The 15,178-nt window shown below is 71.6% G+C and carries 16 protein-coding genes; 9 read left to right on the top strand and 7 right to left on the bottom strand.

Features of this window, described 5'->3' with window-relative positions:
* Positions 1-4 precede the first annotated feature (4 nt).
* The 5 genes from AC3WRM_RS10135 to AC3WRM_RS10115 all read right to left on the bottom strand — a co-directional run bounded on the left by AC3WRM_RS10135 (position 5) and on the right by AC3WRM_RS10115 (position 5,212).
* Positions 5-1,540 carry a DHA2 family efflux MFS transporter permease subunit gene (locus AC3WRM_RS10135; RefSeq protein WP_492248151.1) on the bottom strand — a complete coding sequence of 512 codons (1,536 nt, stop codon included), beginning with the start codon at positions 1,538-1,540 and terminating at the stop codon, positions 5-7.
* Between the two features lie 133 nt (positions 1,541-1,673).
* Entirely contained in the window at positions 1,674-2,804 is a 1,131-nt protein-coding gene (locus AC3WRM_RS10130; RefSeq protein ID WP_492248152.1) for a GNAT family N-acetyltransferase, read from the bottom strand.
* Positions 2,801-3,127 carry a hypothetical protein gene (locus tag AC3WRM_RS10125; RefSeq protein ID WP_492248153.1) on the bottom strand — a complete coding sequence of 109 codons (327 nt, stop codon included), beginning with the start codon at positions 3,125-3,127 and terminating at the stop codon, positions 2,801-2,803. The genes AC3WRM_RS10130 and AC3WRM_RS10125 overlap by 4 nt, the downstream gene beginning before the upstream one ends.
* A 70-nt stretch (positions 3,128-3,197) precedes the next feature.
* Positions 3,198-4,043, bottom strand: a complete 846-nt coding sequence (locus AC3WRM_RS10120; RefSeq protein WP_492248154.1) for a prephenate dehydratase — start codon at positions 4,041-4,043, stop codon at positions 3,198-3,200.
* Positions 4,044-4,066: 23 nt separating this feature from the next.
* A complete protein-coding gene (locus tag AC3WRM_RS10115) occupies positions 4,067-5,212 on the bottom strand; it encodes a galactokinase (protein WP_492248155.1) in 1,146 nt (381 codons plus the stop codon).
* A gap of 52 nt (positions 5,213-5,264) precedes the next feature.
* Here AC3WRM_RS10115 and trpS point away from each other — a divergent pair, with 52 nt between their 5' ends.
* Complete coding sequence (trpS, locus tag AC3WRM_RS10110) at positions 5,265-6,278, top strand: tryptophan--tRNA ligase (protein ID WP_492248156.1); 1,014 nt, start codon at positions 5,265-5,267, stop codon at positions 6,276-6,278.
* Positions 6,271-6,837 carry a 2'-5' RNA ligase family protein gene (locus AC3WRM_RS10105; RefSeq protein WP_492248157.1) on the top strand — a complete coding sequence of 189 codons (567 nt, stop codon included), beginning with the start codon at positions 6,271-6,273 and terminating at the stop codon, positions 6,835-6,837. Before trpS ends, AC3WRM_RS10105 begins: the two co-directional genes overlap by 8 nt.
* A gap of 22 nt (positions 6,838-6,859) precedes the next feature.
* Here AC3WRM_RS10105 and AC3WRM_RS10100 read toward each other — a convergent pair whose 3' ends face one another.
* Positions 6,860-7,426: a TetR/AcrR family transcriptional regulator gene (locus tag AC3WRM_RS10100; RefSeq protein ID WP_492248158.1), complete on the bottom strand. Its 567-nt coding sequence runs from the start codon at positions 7,424-7,426 to the stop codon at positions 6,860-6,862.
* Positions 7,427-7,496: 70 nt separating this feature from the next.
* Here AC3WRM_RS10100 and AC3WRM_RS10095 point away from each other — a divergent pair, with 70 nt between their 5' ends.
* Complete coding sequence (locus AC3WRM_RS10095; protein WP_492248159.1) at positions 7,497-8,072, top strand: dihydrofolate reductase family protein; 576 nt, start codon at positions 7,497-7,499, stop codon at positions 8,070-8,072.
* 6 nt (positions 8,073-8,078) lie between these two features.
* On the opposite strand, the gene AC3WRM_RS10090 is transcribed toward AC3WRM_RS10095, so the two are convergent.
* Positions 8,079-8,975: a LysR family transcriptional regulator gene (locus AC3WRM_RS10090; RefSeq protein ID WP_492248160.1), complete on the bottom strand. Its 897-nt coding sequence runs from the start codon at positions 8,973-8,975 to the stop codon at positions 8,079-8,081.
* Positions 8,976-9,058: 83 nt separating this feature from the next.
* Here AC3WRM_RS10090 and AC3WRM_RS10085 point away from each other — a divergent pair, with 83 nt between their 5' ends.
* From AC3WRM_RS10085 to AC3WRM_RS10060, 6 genes are all read left to right on the top strand, one after another.
* The gene (locus AC3WRM_RS10085) at positions 9,059-9,775 is read left to right on the top strand and encodes a succinate dehydrogenase cytochrome b subunit (protein ID WP_492248161.1); all 717 of its coding nucleotides are present in this window, start codon (positions 9,059-9,061) and stop codon (positions 9,773-9,775) included.
* Positions 9,775-11,739, top strand: a complete 1,965-nt coding sequence (locus tag AC3WRM_RS10080; RefSeq protein ID WP_492248162.1) for a fumarate reductase/succinate dehydrogenase flavoprotein subunit — start codon at positions 9,775-9,777, stop codon at positions 11,737-11,739. Before AC3WRM_RS10085 ends, AC3WRM_RS10080 begins: the two co-directional genes overlap by 1 nt.
* A gap of 13 nt (positions 11,740-11,752) precedes the next feature.
* The gene (locus AC3WRM_RS10075) at positions 11,753-12,499 is read left to right on the top strand and encodes a succinate dehydrogenase/fumarate reductase iron-sulfur subunit (RefSeq protein ID WP_253021960.1); all 747 of its coding nucleotides are present in this window, start codon (positions 11,753-11,755) and stop codon (positions 12,497-12,499) included.
* 496 nt (positions 12,500-12,995) lie between these two features.
* Positions 12,996-13,406 (top strand): MarR family transcriptional regulator, encoded by a 411-nt coding sequence (locus tag AC3WRM_RS10070; RefSeq protein ID WP_492248163.1) that lies wholly within the window; start codon positions 12,996-12,998, stop codon positions 13,404-13,406.
* Positions 13,403-14,785 carry an MFS transporter gene (locus tag AC3WRM_RS10065; protein WP_492248164.1) on the top strand — a complete coding sequence of 461 codons (1,383 nt, stop codon included), beginning with the start codon at positions 13,403-13,405 and terminating at the stop codon, positions 14,783-14,785. The genes AC3WRM_RS10070 and AC3WRM_RS10065 overlap by 4 nt, the downstream gene beginning before the upstream one ends.
* The gene (locus AC3WRM_RS10060; RefSeq protein ID WP_492248234.1) at positions 14,685-15,089 is read left to right on the top strand and encodes an SRPBCC family protein; all 405 of its coding nucleotides are present in this window, start codon (positions 14,685-14,687) and stop codon (positions 15,087-15,089) included. The genes AC3WRM_RS10065 and AC3WRM_RS10060 overlap by 101 nt, the downstream gene beginning before the upstream one ends.
* Positions 15,090-15,178: the final 89 nt, after the last annotated feature.

The following is a 15,178-nucleotide window of genomic DNA, read 5'->3' as shown; positions in this document are numbered from 1 at the left end:
CAGTCTAGGCAGCGGGTGCGGCCTGCGTGGGGGCGGTCGCCGGCGCGACGCCCTGGTGACGGGGGCGCTCGAAGAGCAGCACGACGACCAGCCCGACGACGAAGGCGGCGGCCGGCAGCCAGAAGGCCTCGGACATCGCCCGGGAGAAGGCCTCGGCCACCGGCGCAGGCATCGATCCGGACCCGCCGGTCGCCGACTGGAACGCGGACGCGTCGCCCTGCAGCCCGTTCGCGGCCAGGCGCGACCCGATGAGCGCGGCGACGGCGGCGCTGCCCAGGGCCGCAGCGACCTGGCGCGTCGTGTTGTAGACGCCGGCGCCGGCACCGGCCGACGACATCGGCAGGTTCCGGGTGGCCGTGGCGCTGAGCGGCGCCCAGAGGAACGCGTTCGACACGCCGAACAGGGCCATCGGCAGCAGCAGCTGCCAGGCCGGCGTCGATGGGTCGACCAGGCTCCCGAGCCACCGCATGGCGACGGCGGCGGTGCCGAAGCCCACCAGCGTCAGGAGGCGGGGGTGGACGCGGTCGGAGAGCTTGCCCACGACGGGGGAGAGCAGCAGGAGCACGACCGCCATGGGCGTCATGAAGAGCGCCGACTCCGTGGGGCTCCAGCCGCGGGCGCCCTGCGCGTAGAACATGAACGGCAGGCTCATGGCGGTGATGGCGAGGGAGACCATCGCGATGGCGACGTTGCCGACCGAGAAGTTGCGGTCGCGGAACAGTCCGAGGGGCACGAGCGGCTCGCGGCGCACCCGCGCCTGCCAGGCGACGAACAGGCCGAGCACGACGACGCCGAGCGCGATGAGCAGGGGGACGCTGATCGGTCCGGTGATGGTGCCCCAGTCGTACCGCTCACCCTCCTGGATGCCGAACACGAGCAGGAACATGCCGGCTGCGCTGAGCGCGACGCCGAGCCAGTCGATGGTGTGGGCGTGCGTCTCGAGCACCGGGACCAGGCGCACGGCCAGGACGAAGCCGATCAGGCCGACCGGGATGTTGACGAAGAAGATCCACTCCCAGCCGGCGGCGTCGACGAGCACGCCGCCGAGGATCGGCCCGACGAGCGTCGCGACACCCGCGGTGGCTCCCCAGAGGGCCATGGCGCTGCCGCGCTTGGCCGCCGGGAAGGTGCGGGTGATGACCGCCATGGTCTGCGGCGTGAGGAGGGACGCCCCGACCCCCTGGACGACACGAGCCGCGATGAGCCCGCCGATCGAGTCCGTCAGGCCGCACCACAGCGAGGCGAGGGTGAAGATCGTCAGGCCCAGCAGGTAGACGTTCTTGGGGCCGAAGCGGTCGCCGAGGCGGCCGGTCACCAGCAGGGGCACCGCGTAGGCGAGCAGGTAGGCACTCGTGACCCAGATGCCGCTGTTGTAGTCGGTGCGCAGGTCCTCGATGATCGCCGGCGTCGCGACCGACACGATCGTGTTGTCGACGAGGATCATGAAGAACCCGATGACCATCGCCCAGAGGGCGGGCCAGGGGGACGACGTCGTCGAGGAGGTGGCGCCGGGCTGCTGCGGCTCGCTCAGTTGGGTCACGCAACCAGTGTGCCGTCGTGCGCCGACAGAAGCAGCACCAGTGGCCGACGTCTCACCCGGGCTCGCCCGAGCCGTCGGGTGACGCTCGGGACCTGCGCCGATCGCAGCCGGTCCCGCCCGGGCCGCGGGTCCGCTACCGCCGCTCGCTGGCCAGCAGGTCGTAGGAGACGAGGTCGTCGAGCGTGTCGTCGCCCAGCATCTCGGCCTGACGCTCGACCCCGAGCCGGCGGAAGCCGGACCGCTCGGCCACGCGGTTGCTGGCGACGTTGCCCGCGGCGGCCAGCAGGCTGAGTCGGTGCAGTCCGGGGCCGTCGGGCGAGAACGCCCAGCGCGTCACCGCCTCGACGGCCTCGGCGACGAGTCCGCGACCCCGCGCGTCGGGGTGCGCCCAGTAGCCCACCTCGGCCGTGCCGGGGTTCACGCCGCCGAGGTGCATGAGCGTCACGAGGGCGACGAGGTCGTCGGAGACCGGGTCGGCCACGGCCCAGGTGATCTTCTCCCCGGTGGCGGCGCGCCACGTGCAGTCGGCCACGAAGGCGCGGGCCACCTCGTGCGTGTAGGGATGGGGCAGTGACCGCAGCCAGTGCCGGGTGGTCGGGTCGGAGCACGCCTGCGCCACGCGGTGCGCGTCGGTCTCCACGAGCGGTCGCAGCCGCAGGCGGTCGGTCCTGAGCCTCGGTGCGTCCTGCCACGGCCGGCGGGCGTAGGGCGCGTCGCCGAAGCGCAGCACGGCCGTCCAGGCGTCGAGGGTGCGGCCACGCTCGTGCAGCAGGGCGGGCGCGGTGCCGACCAGCTCGAAGCCGCAGGCGTGCGCGACCCGTAGGGATGCCTCGTTGCCCACGTGGGCCCGCCAGTGCACCGCCTCGATCCCGGCCTCGGTGAAGCCGTGGCCGACGGCGAGCCGCACGGCGGCGGTCATGATGCCCCGACCCCGCGCCCACGGGTGGAGCGTGAAGCCGATGTCGGCGACGGGGCCGCCGCGCACGTCGACGTTCCCGGCGAAGCGCGGACGTCCGTCGTCGTCCTCGGCCTCCACGACCCACATGCGGGCGGTGCCCTCGTCCCAGGCGCGAGCGCCGACGTGCAGGGCGAACTGCTCGCTCATCTCGCGCGTGTTCGGGATCGGCACGGCGGTCCACCGCTGCATGTCGGGGTCCTGCGTCATCTCCCACATCGCCTCGATGTCGGCCGGGGTGGCCGCGCGCAGGGTGACGACGCCGTCGGTCAGCACCGGGACCGACAGCGGGAACGGCAGGCCGTTCACCGCGCGCGCAGGATGTCGAGGATCTCGTCGAGCTTGCCGCCGTGCTCGTCCAAGGTCCGGGTGTGCTCGTCGAGGGTCCGGGTGTGCTCGTCGAGGATGCGGGTGTGGTCGGCGAGGGTCCGGGTGTGCTCGTCGAGGATGCGGGTGTGGTCGGCGAGGATGCGGGTGTGGTCGGCGAGGGTCCGGGTGTGCTCGTCCAGGGTCTGCGTGTGTCCGGCGAGGGTGCCCGTGTGACCGTCGACGGTCGAACGGATCTCCGAGACGATCTCGTACAGGTCGTCGACGTCGTTGCGCAGCTGGCTCACACGGTCCGGCGGGGTCATGCGGCCACGCTACTGCGGGTGCGCGCCCGCGACCAAGGGCTTCGTCGTCGACCTGTGGACAGGCGCGACCTCAGCGCTGCTGGGCACGGAACGGGTCGGCCGGGTACACGCCGAGCACGCGGGTCTCTGTGGTGAAGAAGCCGAGCTCCTCCAGGGCCCGTGCCACGTGCGGGTCGTCGGGGTGCCCGTCGACCTCGGCGAGGAACTGGGTGGCGGTGAACTCCCCGCCGACCATGTAGCTCTCGAGCTTCGTCATGTTGACGCCGTTCGTGGCGAACCCGCCGAGCGCCTTGTAGAGGGCGGCGGGGAGGTTGCGGACGTTGAAGATGAAGGTGGTGACGACGGGACCCGCGCCCTGGGGGGCGCGCACCGGCTCGCGGGACAGCTCCACGAAGCGCGTGGTGTTGTGGTCCTCGTCCTCGACGTCGGCGGCGAGGATGTCGAGGCCGTAGATCTCGGCCGCGAGGGGTGGCGCGATGGCGGCGGAGGTGACGTCGGCCGCCTCGGCGATCTCCCGCGCGGCCCCTGCGGTGTCGCCGGAGACGACGGGGACCCAGCCGTGCTGGCCGATGATCTTGCGGCACTGGCCGAGCGCGTGCACGTGGCTGTGCACGGTGCGGACCGTCTCGAGCGTCGTGCCGGGAACCCCCATGACCATGAACTGGATGCGCAGGAAGTGCTCGCCCACGATGTGCAGACCGGACGTCGGGAGGAAGTGGTGGATGTCGGCGACGCGGCCGGCGATCGAGTTGTCGATCGGGATCATGGCGAGGTCGGCGTCGCCGCCGGTGACCGCCGCGAACACGTCCTCGAACGACGCGCAGGCCACGGCCTCGGCGTCGGGGTGGTGCTGCTGGCAGACGATGTGGGAGTTGGCGCCGGGCTCTCCCTGGTACGCGATGCGGCGGGCGGTCACGCGCCCAGTGTCGCACCGCCGCGTCAGGCGGTGCGGTGGGCTCCTGCTGCGGGCCGGACGGCGAAGACCTCCGGCGCCTTCCACCCCAGGGCGTCGTAGCGCTGCTCGACGAGCTCTCGCACGGCGCGCGCCTTGGTCTGGGGGACGAGGGCGATGGCGGACCCGCCGAACCCGCCTCCCGTCATGCGGGCGCCCAGGGCCCCGCCCTCGACGGCCGCCTCGACCGCGACGTCGAGCTCGGCGCAGCTGACCTCGAAGTCGTCGCGCAGCGAGACGTGCGACGCGGTGAGGATGGTGCCCAGCTGCTCGAAGTCGGCCTCGCCGAGCGTCCGCAGCGCGGCCTTGACCCGCGCGGTCTCGGTGAAGACGTGCTGGGTGCGGCGACGCAGCACCGGGTCCTCGAGGCGCACGAGCGCGTCGAGCCCGGCCTTCGCGAGGTGGTCGAGACCAAGCTCGGCTGCGGCGCGCTCGCACTCCGCGCGACGCTCGCCGTACCCGCCGCCCGGCAGGGGTGCGGAGCCCTGGGCCGCCGGGGCGCTGCGGTGCGAGTGGTCGACACCGGTCGCGATGACGAGGAGTGCGAGGTCGGCGGCGGCGAGGTCGAACGGCACGCGGGCCGGGGCGTCGTCGGAGAGCGGGTCGGTGACGACCGCCTCGCCCGCCCGGCCGAACGTGACGGCGAGCTGGTCCATGAGCCCGGTGGGCGCACCCACGAAGTCGTTCTCAGCGCGCTGCGCGAGACGGGCCACCTGCAGCGGCGCGACGTCGAGGCCGGCCACGTCGGCCAGGGCCGAGACGACGCCCACGGTGAGCGCTGCCGACGAGGAGAGTCCCGAGCCCAGCGGCAGCGTCGACTCCAGCACCAGGTCGACGCCCGGCAGCGGGCCCACGGTCCCGAGCGCCCACACCGCTCCCGCGGGGTAGGCGGCCCAGTCGTCGGCCGACACCGTGCCGTCGTCGGGTGCGACGCCGATGCCGAAGGTGGCGCGCTCGCGCGTGCCGTCGGGCAGCGTGCTCCAGACGTTGACCGCGTCGTCGTCACGGCGGCGGACCTTCACCGTGAGGAAGCGGTCGATCGCGAACGGCACCGAGGGGCCGCCGTTGTAGTCGAGGTGCTCCCCGACGAGGTTGACCCGACCCGGAACCTGCCACGTGCGTACGTCGTCCACGGCCCCGAGCCTAGGACCTGTCCCGCGAGGAGCCACTGGCACAATGCACAGCATGTCCAGCAGCACCCGTCCACGCTCGCTGTCCGGCATCCAGCCGACGGCCGACTCGTTCCACTTCGGGAACTACTTCGGGGCCCTGCGGCAATGGGTGGGGCTCCAGGAGGACCACGACGCCTTCTACTTCATCGCGGACCTGCACTCGCTGAACGAGCGTCCTGACCCCTCGCTCCTGCGTCAGCGGACCTACGCGTCCGTCGCGCAGCTCCTGGCAGCCGGTGTCGACGTCGAGCGGTCGACGCTCTTCTGCCAGAGCCAGGTCGTGGAGCACACCCAGCTCGCGTGGGTGTTCAACGGTCTGACGGGCTTCGGCGAGGCCGGCCGGATGACCCAGTTCAAGGACAAGGTCGGTCGGCGGGGCGAGGAGAACGCCAACGTCGCGCTCTTCACCTACCCGATCCTGCAGGCCGCCGACATCCTGCTCTACAACCCGCACCACGTCCCGGTGGGTGAGGACCAGCGCCAGCACCTGGAGCTCTCGCGCAACCTGGCGCAGCGGTTCAACCATCACTACGGCGAGACCTTCCGGCTGCCGGAGCCCTACATCGTGAAGGGCACGGCACGCATCCTCGACCTGCAGGACCCGACGTCGAAGATGAGCAAGTCGGCGTCCAGCCCCAACGGCATCGTCGACCTGCTCGACGACCCTGCCCGCGCGCGCAAGAAGATCCGCTCGGCGGTCACGGACTCCGGGAGCGAGATCGTGTTCGACCCGGAGACCAAGCCGGGGATCTCCAACCTGCTCACGATCTTCTCGGCCATCACCGGCGAGGACGTCGAGGCGATCGTGGCTCGGTTCGAGGGGCGCCAGTACGGACACCTGAAGGTCGAGCTGGGCGACGTCGTGGCCGACTTCGTGGCCGGCTTCGGCGAGCGCACGCGCGCCTATCTCGACGATCCCGCCGAGCTCGACCGCGTGCTGGCCGCGGGCGCCGGCCGGGCCCGTGAGGTCGCGGCGCCGGTGGTGGTGGACGTGTACGACAAGGTCGGGCTCGTCCGCGGTGTCTGACCCGTGCGTGGAGGGCGTGCCGTCGCAGGACGGGGCGCTGACCTTCGGTGTGGCGATCGCCGTCCCGGAGCCGTTCGGTGAGCAGCTGCGCGCCCACCGCGCGTCGTTCGGCGACCCCGCTGCCGCGCAGATCCCCAGCCACATCACGCTGCTGCCGCCCGACCAGGTCACGGAGGAGGGGCTCGACGACCTCGCGGCGCGGCTCGAGCACGTGGCCGACCGGACGGCGCCGTTCGAGGTGACGCTGCGGGGCACCGGCACGTTCCGGCCCGTGTCGCCGGTCGTCTTCGTGGCGGTCAGCCGGGGGATCGCCGAGGCGGGCGTCCTGGCGGCCGACCTGCGCGCGGCGCTCGACGCGCCCGAGCCGCTGTTCCCGTTCCACCCCCACGTGACGGTGGCGCACCACCTCGACGACACCGCCCTCGACCACGCCTACGCGACGCTCGAGGACTTCGGCTGCGACTTCGAGGTCACCGAGGTGGCCCTCTACCTGCACCGCGAGGGCGAGGGGTGGTCCACGCACCGGACCTTCGCGCTCCAGGGACCGCGGGTCGACTGACCCCGACCCGTTCCGGCCCGCCTCAGCGCAGGATCCGGTCCACCAGCTCGTCGACCGCGGCCTCGAGCGGCACGCCGGTGTCCAGCGGGACCGTGAGCTGGTCCAGCACCAGGCCGTCGACGGCGTGGTGGAGCAGGGCGAGCTCGGTGCGTCCGCCAGGGAGCCCGGCCTCCGTGTTGAAGGCGACGTCGTCCTCGAACGCGCGCTGCCGCCAGGCGCCGAGGGTGGCGGCGACGTGCGGCCGGCGAGCCGCCTCGAGCCGGAGCTCGAACAGGGCCAGCGCCACGTGCGGGTCGGCGCGGAGTCGTCGCACGACGTCGTGGACGTAGGCGGCGAACAGGGCGCGGTCGGCCTGGACGCCGTCCCGCGGCGTGACGGCCTCGGGGGAGGGCGCGAGTCGTCGGCCGATGCGGTGGACCAGTGCGGCGACGAGGTCGTCACGGCGCGGGAAGTAGTTCGAGGCGGTCCCGACCGGCGTGCCCGCGGCGGCGTCGACGGCGCGGTGCGTCAGGCCCCGCGCCCCCTGCTCCGCGAGCACGCGGATCCCGGCGTCGGCGAGCGCGGCACGTCGGTCGTCGTTGCGAGGCATGGGGCCACCCTAGCGCGACCACGACATCTGTCGTACTCTGACCACGACAGATGTCGTGATAGGGGGAACGGTGCGAGAGCTCGTCTACTACGTGGCCGTCAGCATCGACGGCTTCATCGCCGACACCGCGGGCGGCTTCGAGGCGTTCATGGTCGGCGGCGACCACGACGCGGTCGTGCTGCAGGAGTACGCGGACGCACTCCCCGCCCACGCGCACGCCGCGCTGGGCACCCTGCCGCCGAGGACGCGCTTCGACACCGTCGTCATGGGGTGGAACACCCTGCTGCCGGCGCTCGACGCGGGCATCGCGAGCCCCTACCCGCACCTGCGCCAGGTCGTCGCCAGCCGCCGCGGGCGGACGGTGGACCCGGCGATCTCGCTCGTGCGCGACCCGCTGGCCTGCGTGCGCGACCTCAAGGCAGCCGACGGTCTCGACGTCTGGCTGTGCGGCGGAGGCGAGCTGGCCGGTGCGCTGCTCCCGGAGATCGACCGGCTCGTCCTGAAGCGTCATCCGGTGGTGCTCGGCGCCGGGATCCCGCTCTTCGGCAGGGTCGACGTCGAGGCGACCCGCTTCACCCCGACCCGGCTGCGCCCGTTCGAGTCCGGCGTCGTCGTGGAGGAGCACGTCCGCCGCTCGGGTCGGTGACGCCCGTCAGGGCTGCACGCCCTCCTGCAGCGAGAGCAGCAGCTCGTCGTGGAACGCGAGCGCCGCGAGCTGGAGGGTGTCGCGACGGTGGGCCAGCGCGATGTGCCGGTCGAGCGTCGGGTTGCGCAGGGCCACGGGACGCAGCGCTGGGCGGTTCGCCAGCACCATCTCCGGCACCACCGCGTACCCGAGCCCGGCCTCCACGAAGCGGAGCACGGACAGCATCTCCCCGCCCTCGACCGAGACCTGGGGCGTGAACCCGGCGGCGGCGCAGGCGGCGAGCGTGGTCTCGCGGAGGTCGTAGCCGGTGCGGAACATCACGAGCGGCAGGTCGCGCAGCGCGCCGACGTCGACCGCGTCGGGCAGGACGTCGTCGACGGGCGCCGCGAGCACGAGCCGGTCGCGGCGCAGCAGCACGGTCTCGAGGTCGGGTCGCTCCTCGGACAGCGGCGTGATGAGCAGGGCGACGTCGAGCCGGCCCTGGGCGAGCTCGTGGGTGAGCACGCGCGACCCGCTCTCGTGCACCTCCAGCTCGATCAACGGGTGCGACTCGTGGAACCGGGTCAGGACCTCCGGGAGCAGGCCGTCGCAGATGGACGGGGTGGCGCCGAGGCGGACCCGCCCCCGCCGCAGGCCGGCCACCTCGTGGACGGCCCGCTGGGCCGACTCGACGTCGATGAGGATGCGCTCGGCGTGGGGCAGGAGCGCCTCGCCGGCGCTCGTCAGCTCGATGCCGCCGGGCTGGCGCACGAACAGCGGCGTGCCGAGGGAGTTCTCCAGCACGCGGACCTGCTTGGACAGGCTCGGCTGGGCGACGCCGACCTCGGCGGCCGCCCGGGTGAAGTTGCGCGTGCGGGCGACCGCGACGAAGTAGGAGAGCTGCTGGAACTGCACATCCTCCACCCTACTCCTCCATAGCCGCAGGCTATGAAGGTTGGCCTCATGATGACTTAGCGCCTAGGTAAGAATCGCGTTAACGTCGGATCGTGGCCACTACTCTGACTCGCGCGTCGGCGCGCAGGTCGACCGTCGTGCTCAAGTACACGATGGCCGTGTCCGGGCTGATCATGCTCGGCTACCTGCTCGTCCACATGTACGGCAACCTCAAGTTCTTCGAGGGCAAGGAGTTCTTCGACTCCTACCTGGAGGGCCTGGAGAACATCTTCTACCCCTACCTGCCGCACGGCGGCGCCCTGTGGATCCTCCGCGTGGTGCTCCTCGTGTCGCTGGTCGCGCACGTCTACTGCGCGGTCACGCTCTGGCGGCGCAACAAGGTGGCGGCGGGCTACACCGGCGGCAAGCGCTACCACTCCAAGCAGAACCGCACCGGCATCCAGCGCTCCTACGCGTCGTTCACGATGCGCTGGGGCGGCGTGATCCTGCTGCTCTTCATCATCGGGCACCTCGCCCAGATGCTGCCGAACTGGCTCGCCCCCGGCGGAGCGTCGGACAGCAAGTACGAGCGCGTGGTCAACGGGTTCGAGATCTGGTGGGTCGTCCTGCTGTACACGATCGGTCTGGTCGCGGTCGGCTTCCACCTGTGGCACGGCTTCTGGAGCGCCCTCACGACGCTCGGCCAGAACCGCAGCAGCACCCGCAAGGACTCCGTCATCACCATCGCGTCCTGGGTGCTCTCGGTGGTCATCGCCGGTGGCTTCCTGATCGTCCCCTTCGCCGTCTTCTTCTTCGGAGCTGGTTCCTGATGAGTGACACCTACACCCCCACCGGGGCAGCCGAGCAGTTCATCGAGCACGGCGAGGACATCCACGACACCAAGGCGCCGTCCGGTCCCATCGAGCGACGCTGGGAGCAGCGCCAGTTCGACGCCAAGCTGGTCAACGCGGCCAACCGCCGCAAGATCAAGATCATCGTCGTCGGCACCGGCCTGGCGGGCGCGTCCGCGGCTGCCACGCTCGGCGAGGCCGGCTACCACGTGACGAGCTTCTGCTACCAGGACAGCCCGCGCCGTGCGCACTCGATCGCGGCCCAGGGCGGCATCAACGCGGCGAAGAACTACCGCAACGACGGCGACTCGGTCTACCGGCTCTTCTACGACACGGTCAAGGGTGGCGACTTCCGCTCCCGCGAGTCCAACTCCTACCGTCTCGCGCAGGTGTCGGTGAACATCATCGACCAGTGCGTCGCGCAGGGCGTCCCGTTCGCCCGCGAGTACGGTGGCCTGCTCGACAACCGCTCCTTCGGCGGCGTGCAGGTCTCCCGCACGTTCTACGCGCGCGGCCAGACCGGCCAGCAGCTCCTCATCGGCGCGTACCAGGCGCTCGAGCGCCAGGTCGCCGCCGGCACCGTCGAGGTGCACACCCGCCACGAGATGCTCGACCTCGTCATGGTCGACGGCAAGGCCCGCGGCGTCATCGTCCGCGACATGGTCACCGGCGAGATCGAGTCGCACACCGCCGACGCCGTCGTGCTCGCGAGCGGCGGCTACGGCAACGTCTACTTCCTGTCGACCAACGCGATGGGCTGCAACGTCACGGCCACCTGGCGTGCGCACCGTCGTGGCGCCTACTTCGGCAACCCCTGCTACACGCAGATCCACCCGACCTGCATCCCCGTCTCGGGCGACTACCAGTCGAAGCTGACGCTGATGAGCGAGTCGCTGCGCAACGACGGCCGCATCTGGGTGCCCAAGAAGGCCGGCGACGACCGCCACCCGCGCGCCATCCCCGAGGACGAGCGCGACTACTACCTCGAGCGGATCTACCCCGCCTTCGGCAACCTGGTGCCGCGTGACATCGCCTCGCGCGCCGCGAAGTACCAGTGCGACGACGGCAAGGGCGTCGGCCCCGGCGGCCTCGGCGTCTACCTCGACTTCGCCGACGCCATCGAGCGCATGGGCCGTCCGGCCGTCGAGGCGAAGTACGGCAACCTCTTCGACATGTACGCCCGGATCACCGGCGAGGACCCGTACACCGAGCCGATGCGCATCTACCCGGCCGTGCACTATGTCATGGGCGGCCTCTGGGTCGACTACGACCTGCAGAGCAACCTCGAGGGTCTCTTCGTCACCGGCGAGGCGAACTTCTCCGACCAGGGCGCCAACCGCCTCGGCGCCTCGGCGCTGATGCAGGGCCTCGCCGACGGCTACTTCGTGCTGCCGACGACGATCGCGAACTACCTCGCGGCGGGCCCGTTCGAGCCGGTCCCCGAGGACCACCCGGCCGTCCTCGAGGCCCGTCAGGCGGTCGAGGAGCGCATCCAGAAGCTGCTGGCCGTCGACGGCAACCGCACGGTCGACAGCTACCACAAGGAGCTCGGCCACATCATGTGGGAGTACTGCGGCATGGAGCGGACCGAGGAGGGCCTGACGAAGGCCATCGGCCTGATCCGCGAGCTGCGGGACGACTTCTGGAAGAACGTGAAGGTCACCGGTGAGGCCGAGGAGCTGAACCAGACCCTGGAGCGCGCCGGCCGCGTCGTCGACTTCTTCGAGCTGGGCGAGCTGATGTGCATCGACGCGCTCAACCGCGAGGAGTCGTGCGGCGGTCACTTCCGCGCCGAGAGCCAGACCGAGGACGGTGAGGCGCTGCGCCACGACGACCGCTTCGCCTACGTGGCGGCGTGGGAGTTCGGCGGCGAGAAGCCGATCCTGCACAAGGAGCCGCTCGAGTACGAGTACGTCGAGATGAAGGCCCGGTCGTACAAGTGAACAGGAGCTGCAAGTGAAGATCACCGTCAACGTCTGGCGTCAGAAGAACGCCGACGCGAAGGGCGAGATGGTCGGGTACCACCTCGACGACGTCTCCGAGGACATGTCGTTCCTGGAGATGCTCGACGTGCTGAACGAGCAGCTCACGCTCGCCGGTGAGGAGCCGGTCGCGTTCGACCACGACTGCCGTGAGGGCATCTGCGGGTCGTGCGGTGTCGTCATCAACGGCATCGCGCACGGTCCCGAGGTCACGACGACGTGCCAGCTGCACATGCGCTCGTTCAAGGACGGCGACGTCATCGACATCGAGCCGTGGCGCGCGGGCGCGTTCCCGATCGTCAAGGACCTCGTGGTCGACCGCGGCGCGTTCGACCGCATCATCCAGGCCGGCGGCTACATCAGCGTCAACACCGGCTCGGCCCCGGAGGCCAACAACCTCCCGGTGCCGAAGGAGGACGCCGACCACGCGTTCGCGGCGGCGACCTGCATCGGCTGCGGTGCCTGCGTCGCGGCGTGCCCGAACGGCTCGGCGATGCTGTTCACCGCGGCCAAGGTGACCCACCTGGGCCTGCTGCCGCAGGGCCAGCCGGAGCGCGAGTCGCGCGTGGCCAGCATGGTCGCCCAGCACGACGCGGAGGGCTTCGGCTCCTGCACCAACATCGGCGAGTGCACGGCGGCCTGCCCCAAGGGCATCCCGCTCGACGTCATCTCGCGCCTCAACCGCGACCTGCTCGGGGCGCTGGCCGCCGGCCAGGCCTGACGCACCACCCCTCGACCGCCCGTCACCCCTCCGGGGGTGGCGGGCGGTCGTGTTCGGGCCGCCGGGTGCCCCGTGCCCCCGAGCGGTGACTTCTCCACCGCTCGCGGGCTTTCAGTGGAGAACTCACCGCCCGACGCGCCTACGCGCCGTGCTCGAAGCCCTTCCATCGGTGGATCTGCAACCGCAGCGCCCGGCACCGCGCTGATCGGTGGATCCTCAACCGCAAGTCGCCTCCTGGCGTTGCTGACCCACCGATGAGGGGCTCCGGCGTGCTCGGTCACGCCAGGGCCCCTGCCCCGTCGAGGCCGCTCCAGACGCAGGGCCACGACCACCCGCGCCGACGCAGCCCCGACCCCTCCATCGGTGGATCCTCAACCGCAGGCCGCTTCCTGGGGTTGCCGACCCACCGACGAGGGGCTCCGGCGTCCGTCTCGTCGAGCCCGACGCAGATGGTTGCAGATTTGAATTAGCATGGTTAATGACCTACGCTAAGGACATGCCCACCGACTCCCAGAACCTCGCGCTGGCGGTGGCCCGACTCAACCGCAGGCTCCGGCAGGAGCGGCACTCCGACCTGACCCCGACGCAGCTGTCCGTGCTGGGCACGCTGCGCCAGCTGGGCCCGACGTCGCCGTCGTCGATCGCCGCCCGTGAGCGCGTGAGCGCCCCCAGCGTGACCCGCACCCTGAACTGCCTCGCCGAGGACGGCCTCGTCGAGCGGTCGCCGCACCCCCAGGACGGCCGCCAGGTCGTCGTCAGCCTCTCCGACCTCGGCGAGAAGACGCTCGCCGAGGAGCGCCGCCGTCGCGACGCCTGGCTGCACCAGCGCCTCGCCGAGCTCGACGCCCGCGAGCGGGCCCTGCTGCGGGAGGCGTCGGCGATCCTGACCCGGATCACCGAGTCGTGAGCCCCACCTTCCGCGCCCTGCACGTCCGCAACTACCGGGTCTACGCCGCCGGAGCCCTCGTCTCCAACGTCGGCACGTGGATGCAGCGCGTCGCGCAGGACTGGCTCGTCCTCCAGCTGACCTCCAGCGGCACCGCCCTCGGCATCACGACCGGGCTGCAGTTCCTGCCCGCGCTGCTGCTGTCGCCGGTCGCCGGGGTGGTCGCCGACCGGTACCCGAAGCGGACGGTGCTGCGCTGCACGCAGGTGGCCATGGCCGTGCCCGCCGCGATCCTCGGCGTCCTCGCCGTCACCGGTGCCGCGCAGGCCTGGCACGTGTACGTGCTCGCGTTCGTGTTCGGCGTGGGCACCGCCTTCGACGCGCCCGCCCGCCAGTCGTTCGTCGTCGAGATGGTCGGACCCGACGACCTCTCCAACGCCGTCGGCCTCAACTCGGCCTCGTTCAACTCCGCGCGGATGATCGGTCCGGCACTCGCGGGCCTGCTCATCGCCGCCGGCGGGTCGGGCGTCGAGGCGACGGGGTGGGTCATCCTGGCGAACGCCGTCAGCTACCTGGCCGTCATCGCCTCGCTGCAGCGGCTCGACCCCGCCCGGCTCTCCCCGGCCCCCGTCATGGGCAGCCGCAAGGGTGCGGTGCGCGAGGGCGTGCGGTACGTGCGCGCCCGGCCCGACCTCGTGCTGGTCCTGTCCATCGTGTTCGCGGTCGGCACCTTCGGCCTGAACTTCCAGATGACCAGCGCGCTCATGGCGACCGACGTGTTCGACAAGGGCGCGGGGGAGTACGGCATCCTCGGCTCGGTCATGGCGATCGGATCGCTGGCCGGTGCGCTCCTGGCGGCCCGACGTGAGCGTCCACGGCTGCGGTTCGTGGTGGGCGCGGCCATCGCGTTCGGCGTCGTCGAGATCGTCGCGGGCCTGATGCCCGACTACCTCACCTACGCGCTCGTGCTCCCGCTGCTGGGCCTCTGCGCGCTCACGATGATCACCGCCGCCAACGCCACGATCCAGATCACGACCGAGCCGGTCATGCGCGGCCGCGTCGCGGCGCTGTACCTCATGATCTTCATGGGCGGCACGCCGCTCGGCTCCCCGTTCATCGGCTGGGTGGGGGAGACGTTCGGCGCCCGGTGGACGCTGATCGGCGGCGGAGCCCTGTCGCTGCTGGGCGTGGCCGTCGCCCTGCTGCTGTACGCGCGAGGGCGTGAGATCCAGCGCCGCGACGTCGCCGAGCTCGTGGCTCGCCTACGCTCGCAGCATGGACGTCGAGCGCACCTTCACCCTGCCCCGGCCGGTCGAGGAGGTCTTCGCCTTCCTCAGCGACTTCGAGAACACCGAGCACTGGGACCCCGGCACGATCGAGACGACGCGCCTGTCGGGTGACGGGGGCATGGGCACCCGCTACAGGAACCGGTCCCGGTTCATGGGGCGCACCGTCACCCTCACGTACGAGACGGTCGGCTTCGACCCGCCGGCGTTCTTCGCGTGCAAGGGCGTGAACGGGCGCACGACCGCCACCGACGTCATGTCGTTCACGCCCGTCGACGACACCGCCACGCAGGTGCACTACCGGGCGCAGTTCGACTTCCCGTTCCCGCTGCACCAGCTCGCGCCGCTCGTCCTGCGTCGGCCGCTGGACCGGCTGGCCGACGAGACGGTCGACTCGATCCGCCGCGCCCTCTCCTGACCCTGACGCGGACCCCGCACCCGGCTGCGCCCCCACCGCACCCGACGCGTCCTCCGCGGACACCTCCCGCGGGACCTGCCGGGCGGGAC

The organism is Aeromicrobium sp. EU05-FHT14F07, from assembly GCF_058790455.1.
Note: the sequence above shows the minus strand (reverse complement) of the source record. Positions and strands in the feature narration are given on the sequence as shown.

What these genes read in the sequence shown, in the direction of transcription:
- AC3WRM_RS10125 (WP_492248153.1), bottom strand. Translation starts at nt 3,127, where the DNA reads ATGACCCCGCCGGACCGTGTGAGCCAGCTGCGCAACGACGTCGACGAC.
- AC3WRM_RS10070 (WP_492248163.1), top strand. Translation starts at nt 12,996, where the DNA reads ATGCCCACCGACTCCCAGAACCTCGCGCTGGCGGTGGCCCGACTCAAC.
- AC3WRM_RS10080 (WP_492248162.1), top strand. Translation starts at nt 9,775, where the DNA reads ATGAGTGACACCTACACCCCCACCGGGGCAGCCGAGCAGTTCATCGAG.
- AC3WRM_RS10100 (WP_492248158.1), bottom strand. Translation starts at nt 7,426, where the DNA reads ATGCCTCGCAACGACGACCGACGTGCCGCGCTCGCCGACGCCGGGATC.
- trpS (WP_492248156.1), top strand. Translation starts at nt 5,265, where the DNA reads ATGTCCAGCAGCACCCGTCCACGCTCGCTGTCCGGCATCCAGCCGACG.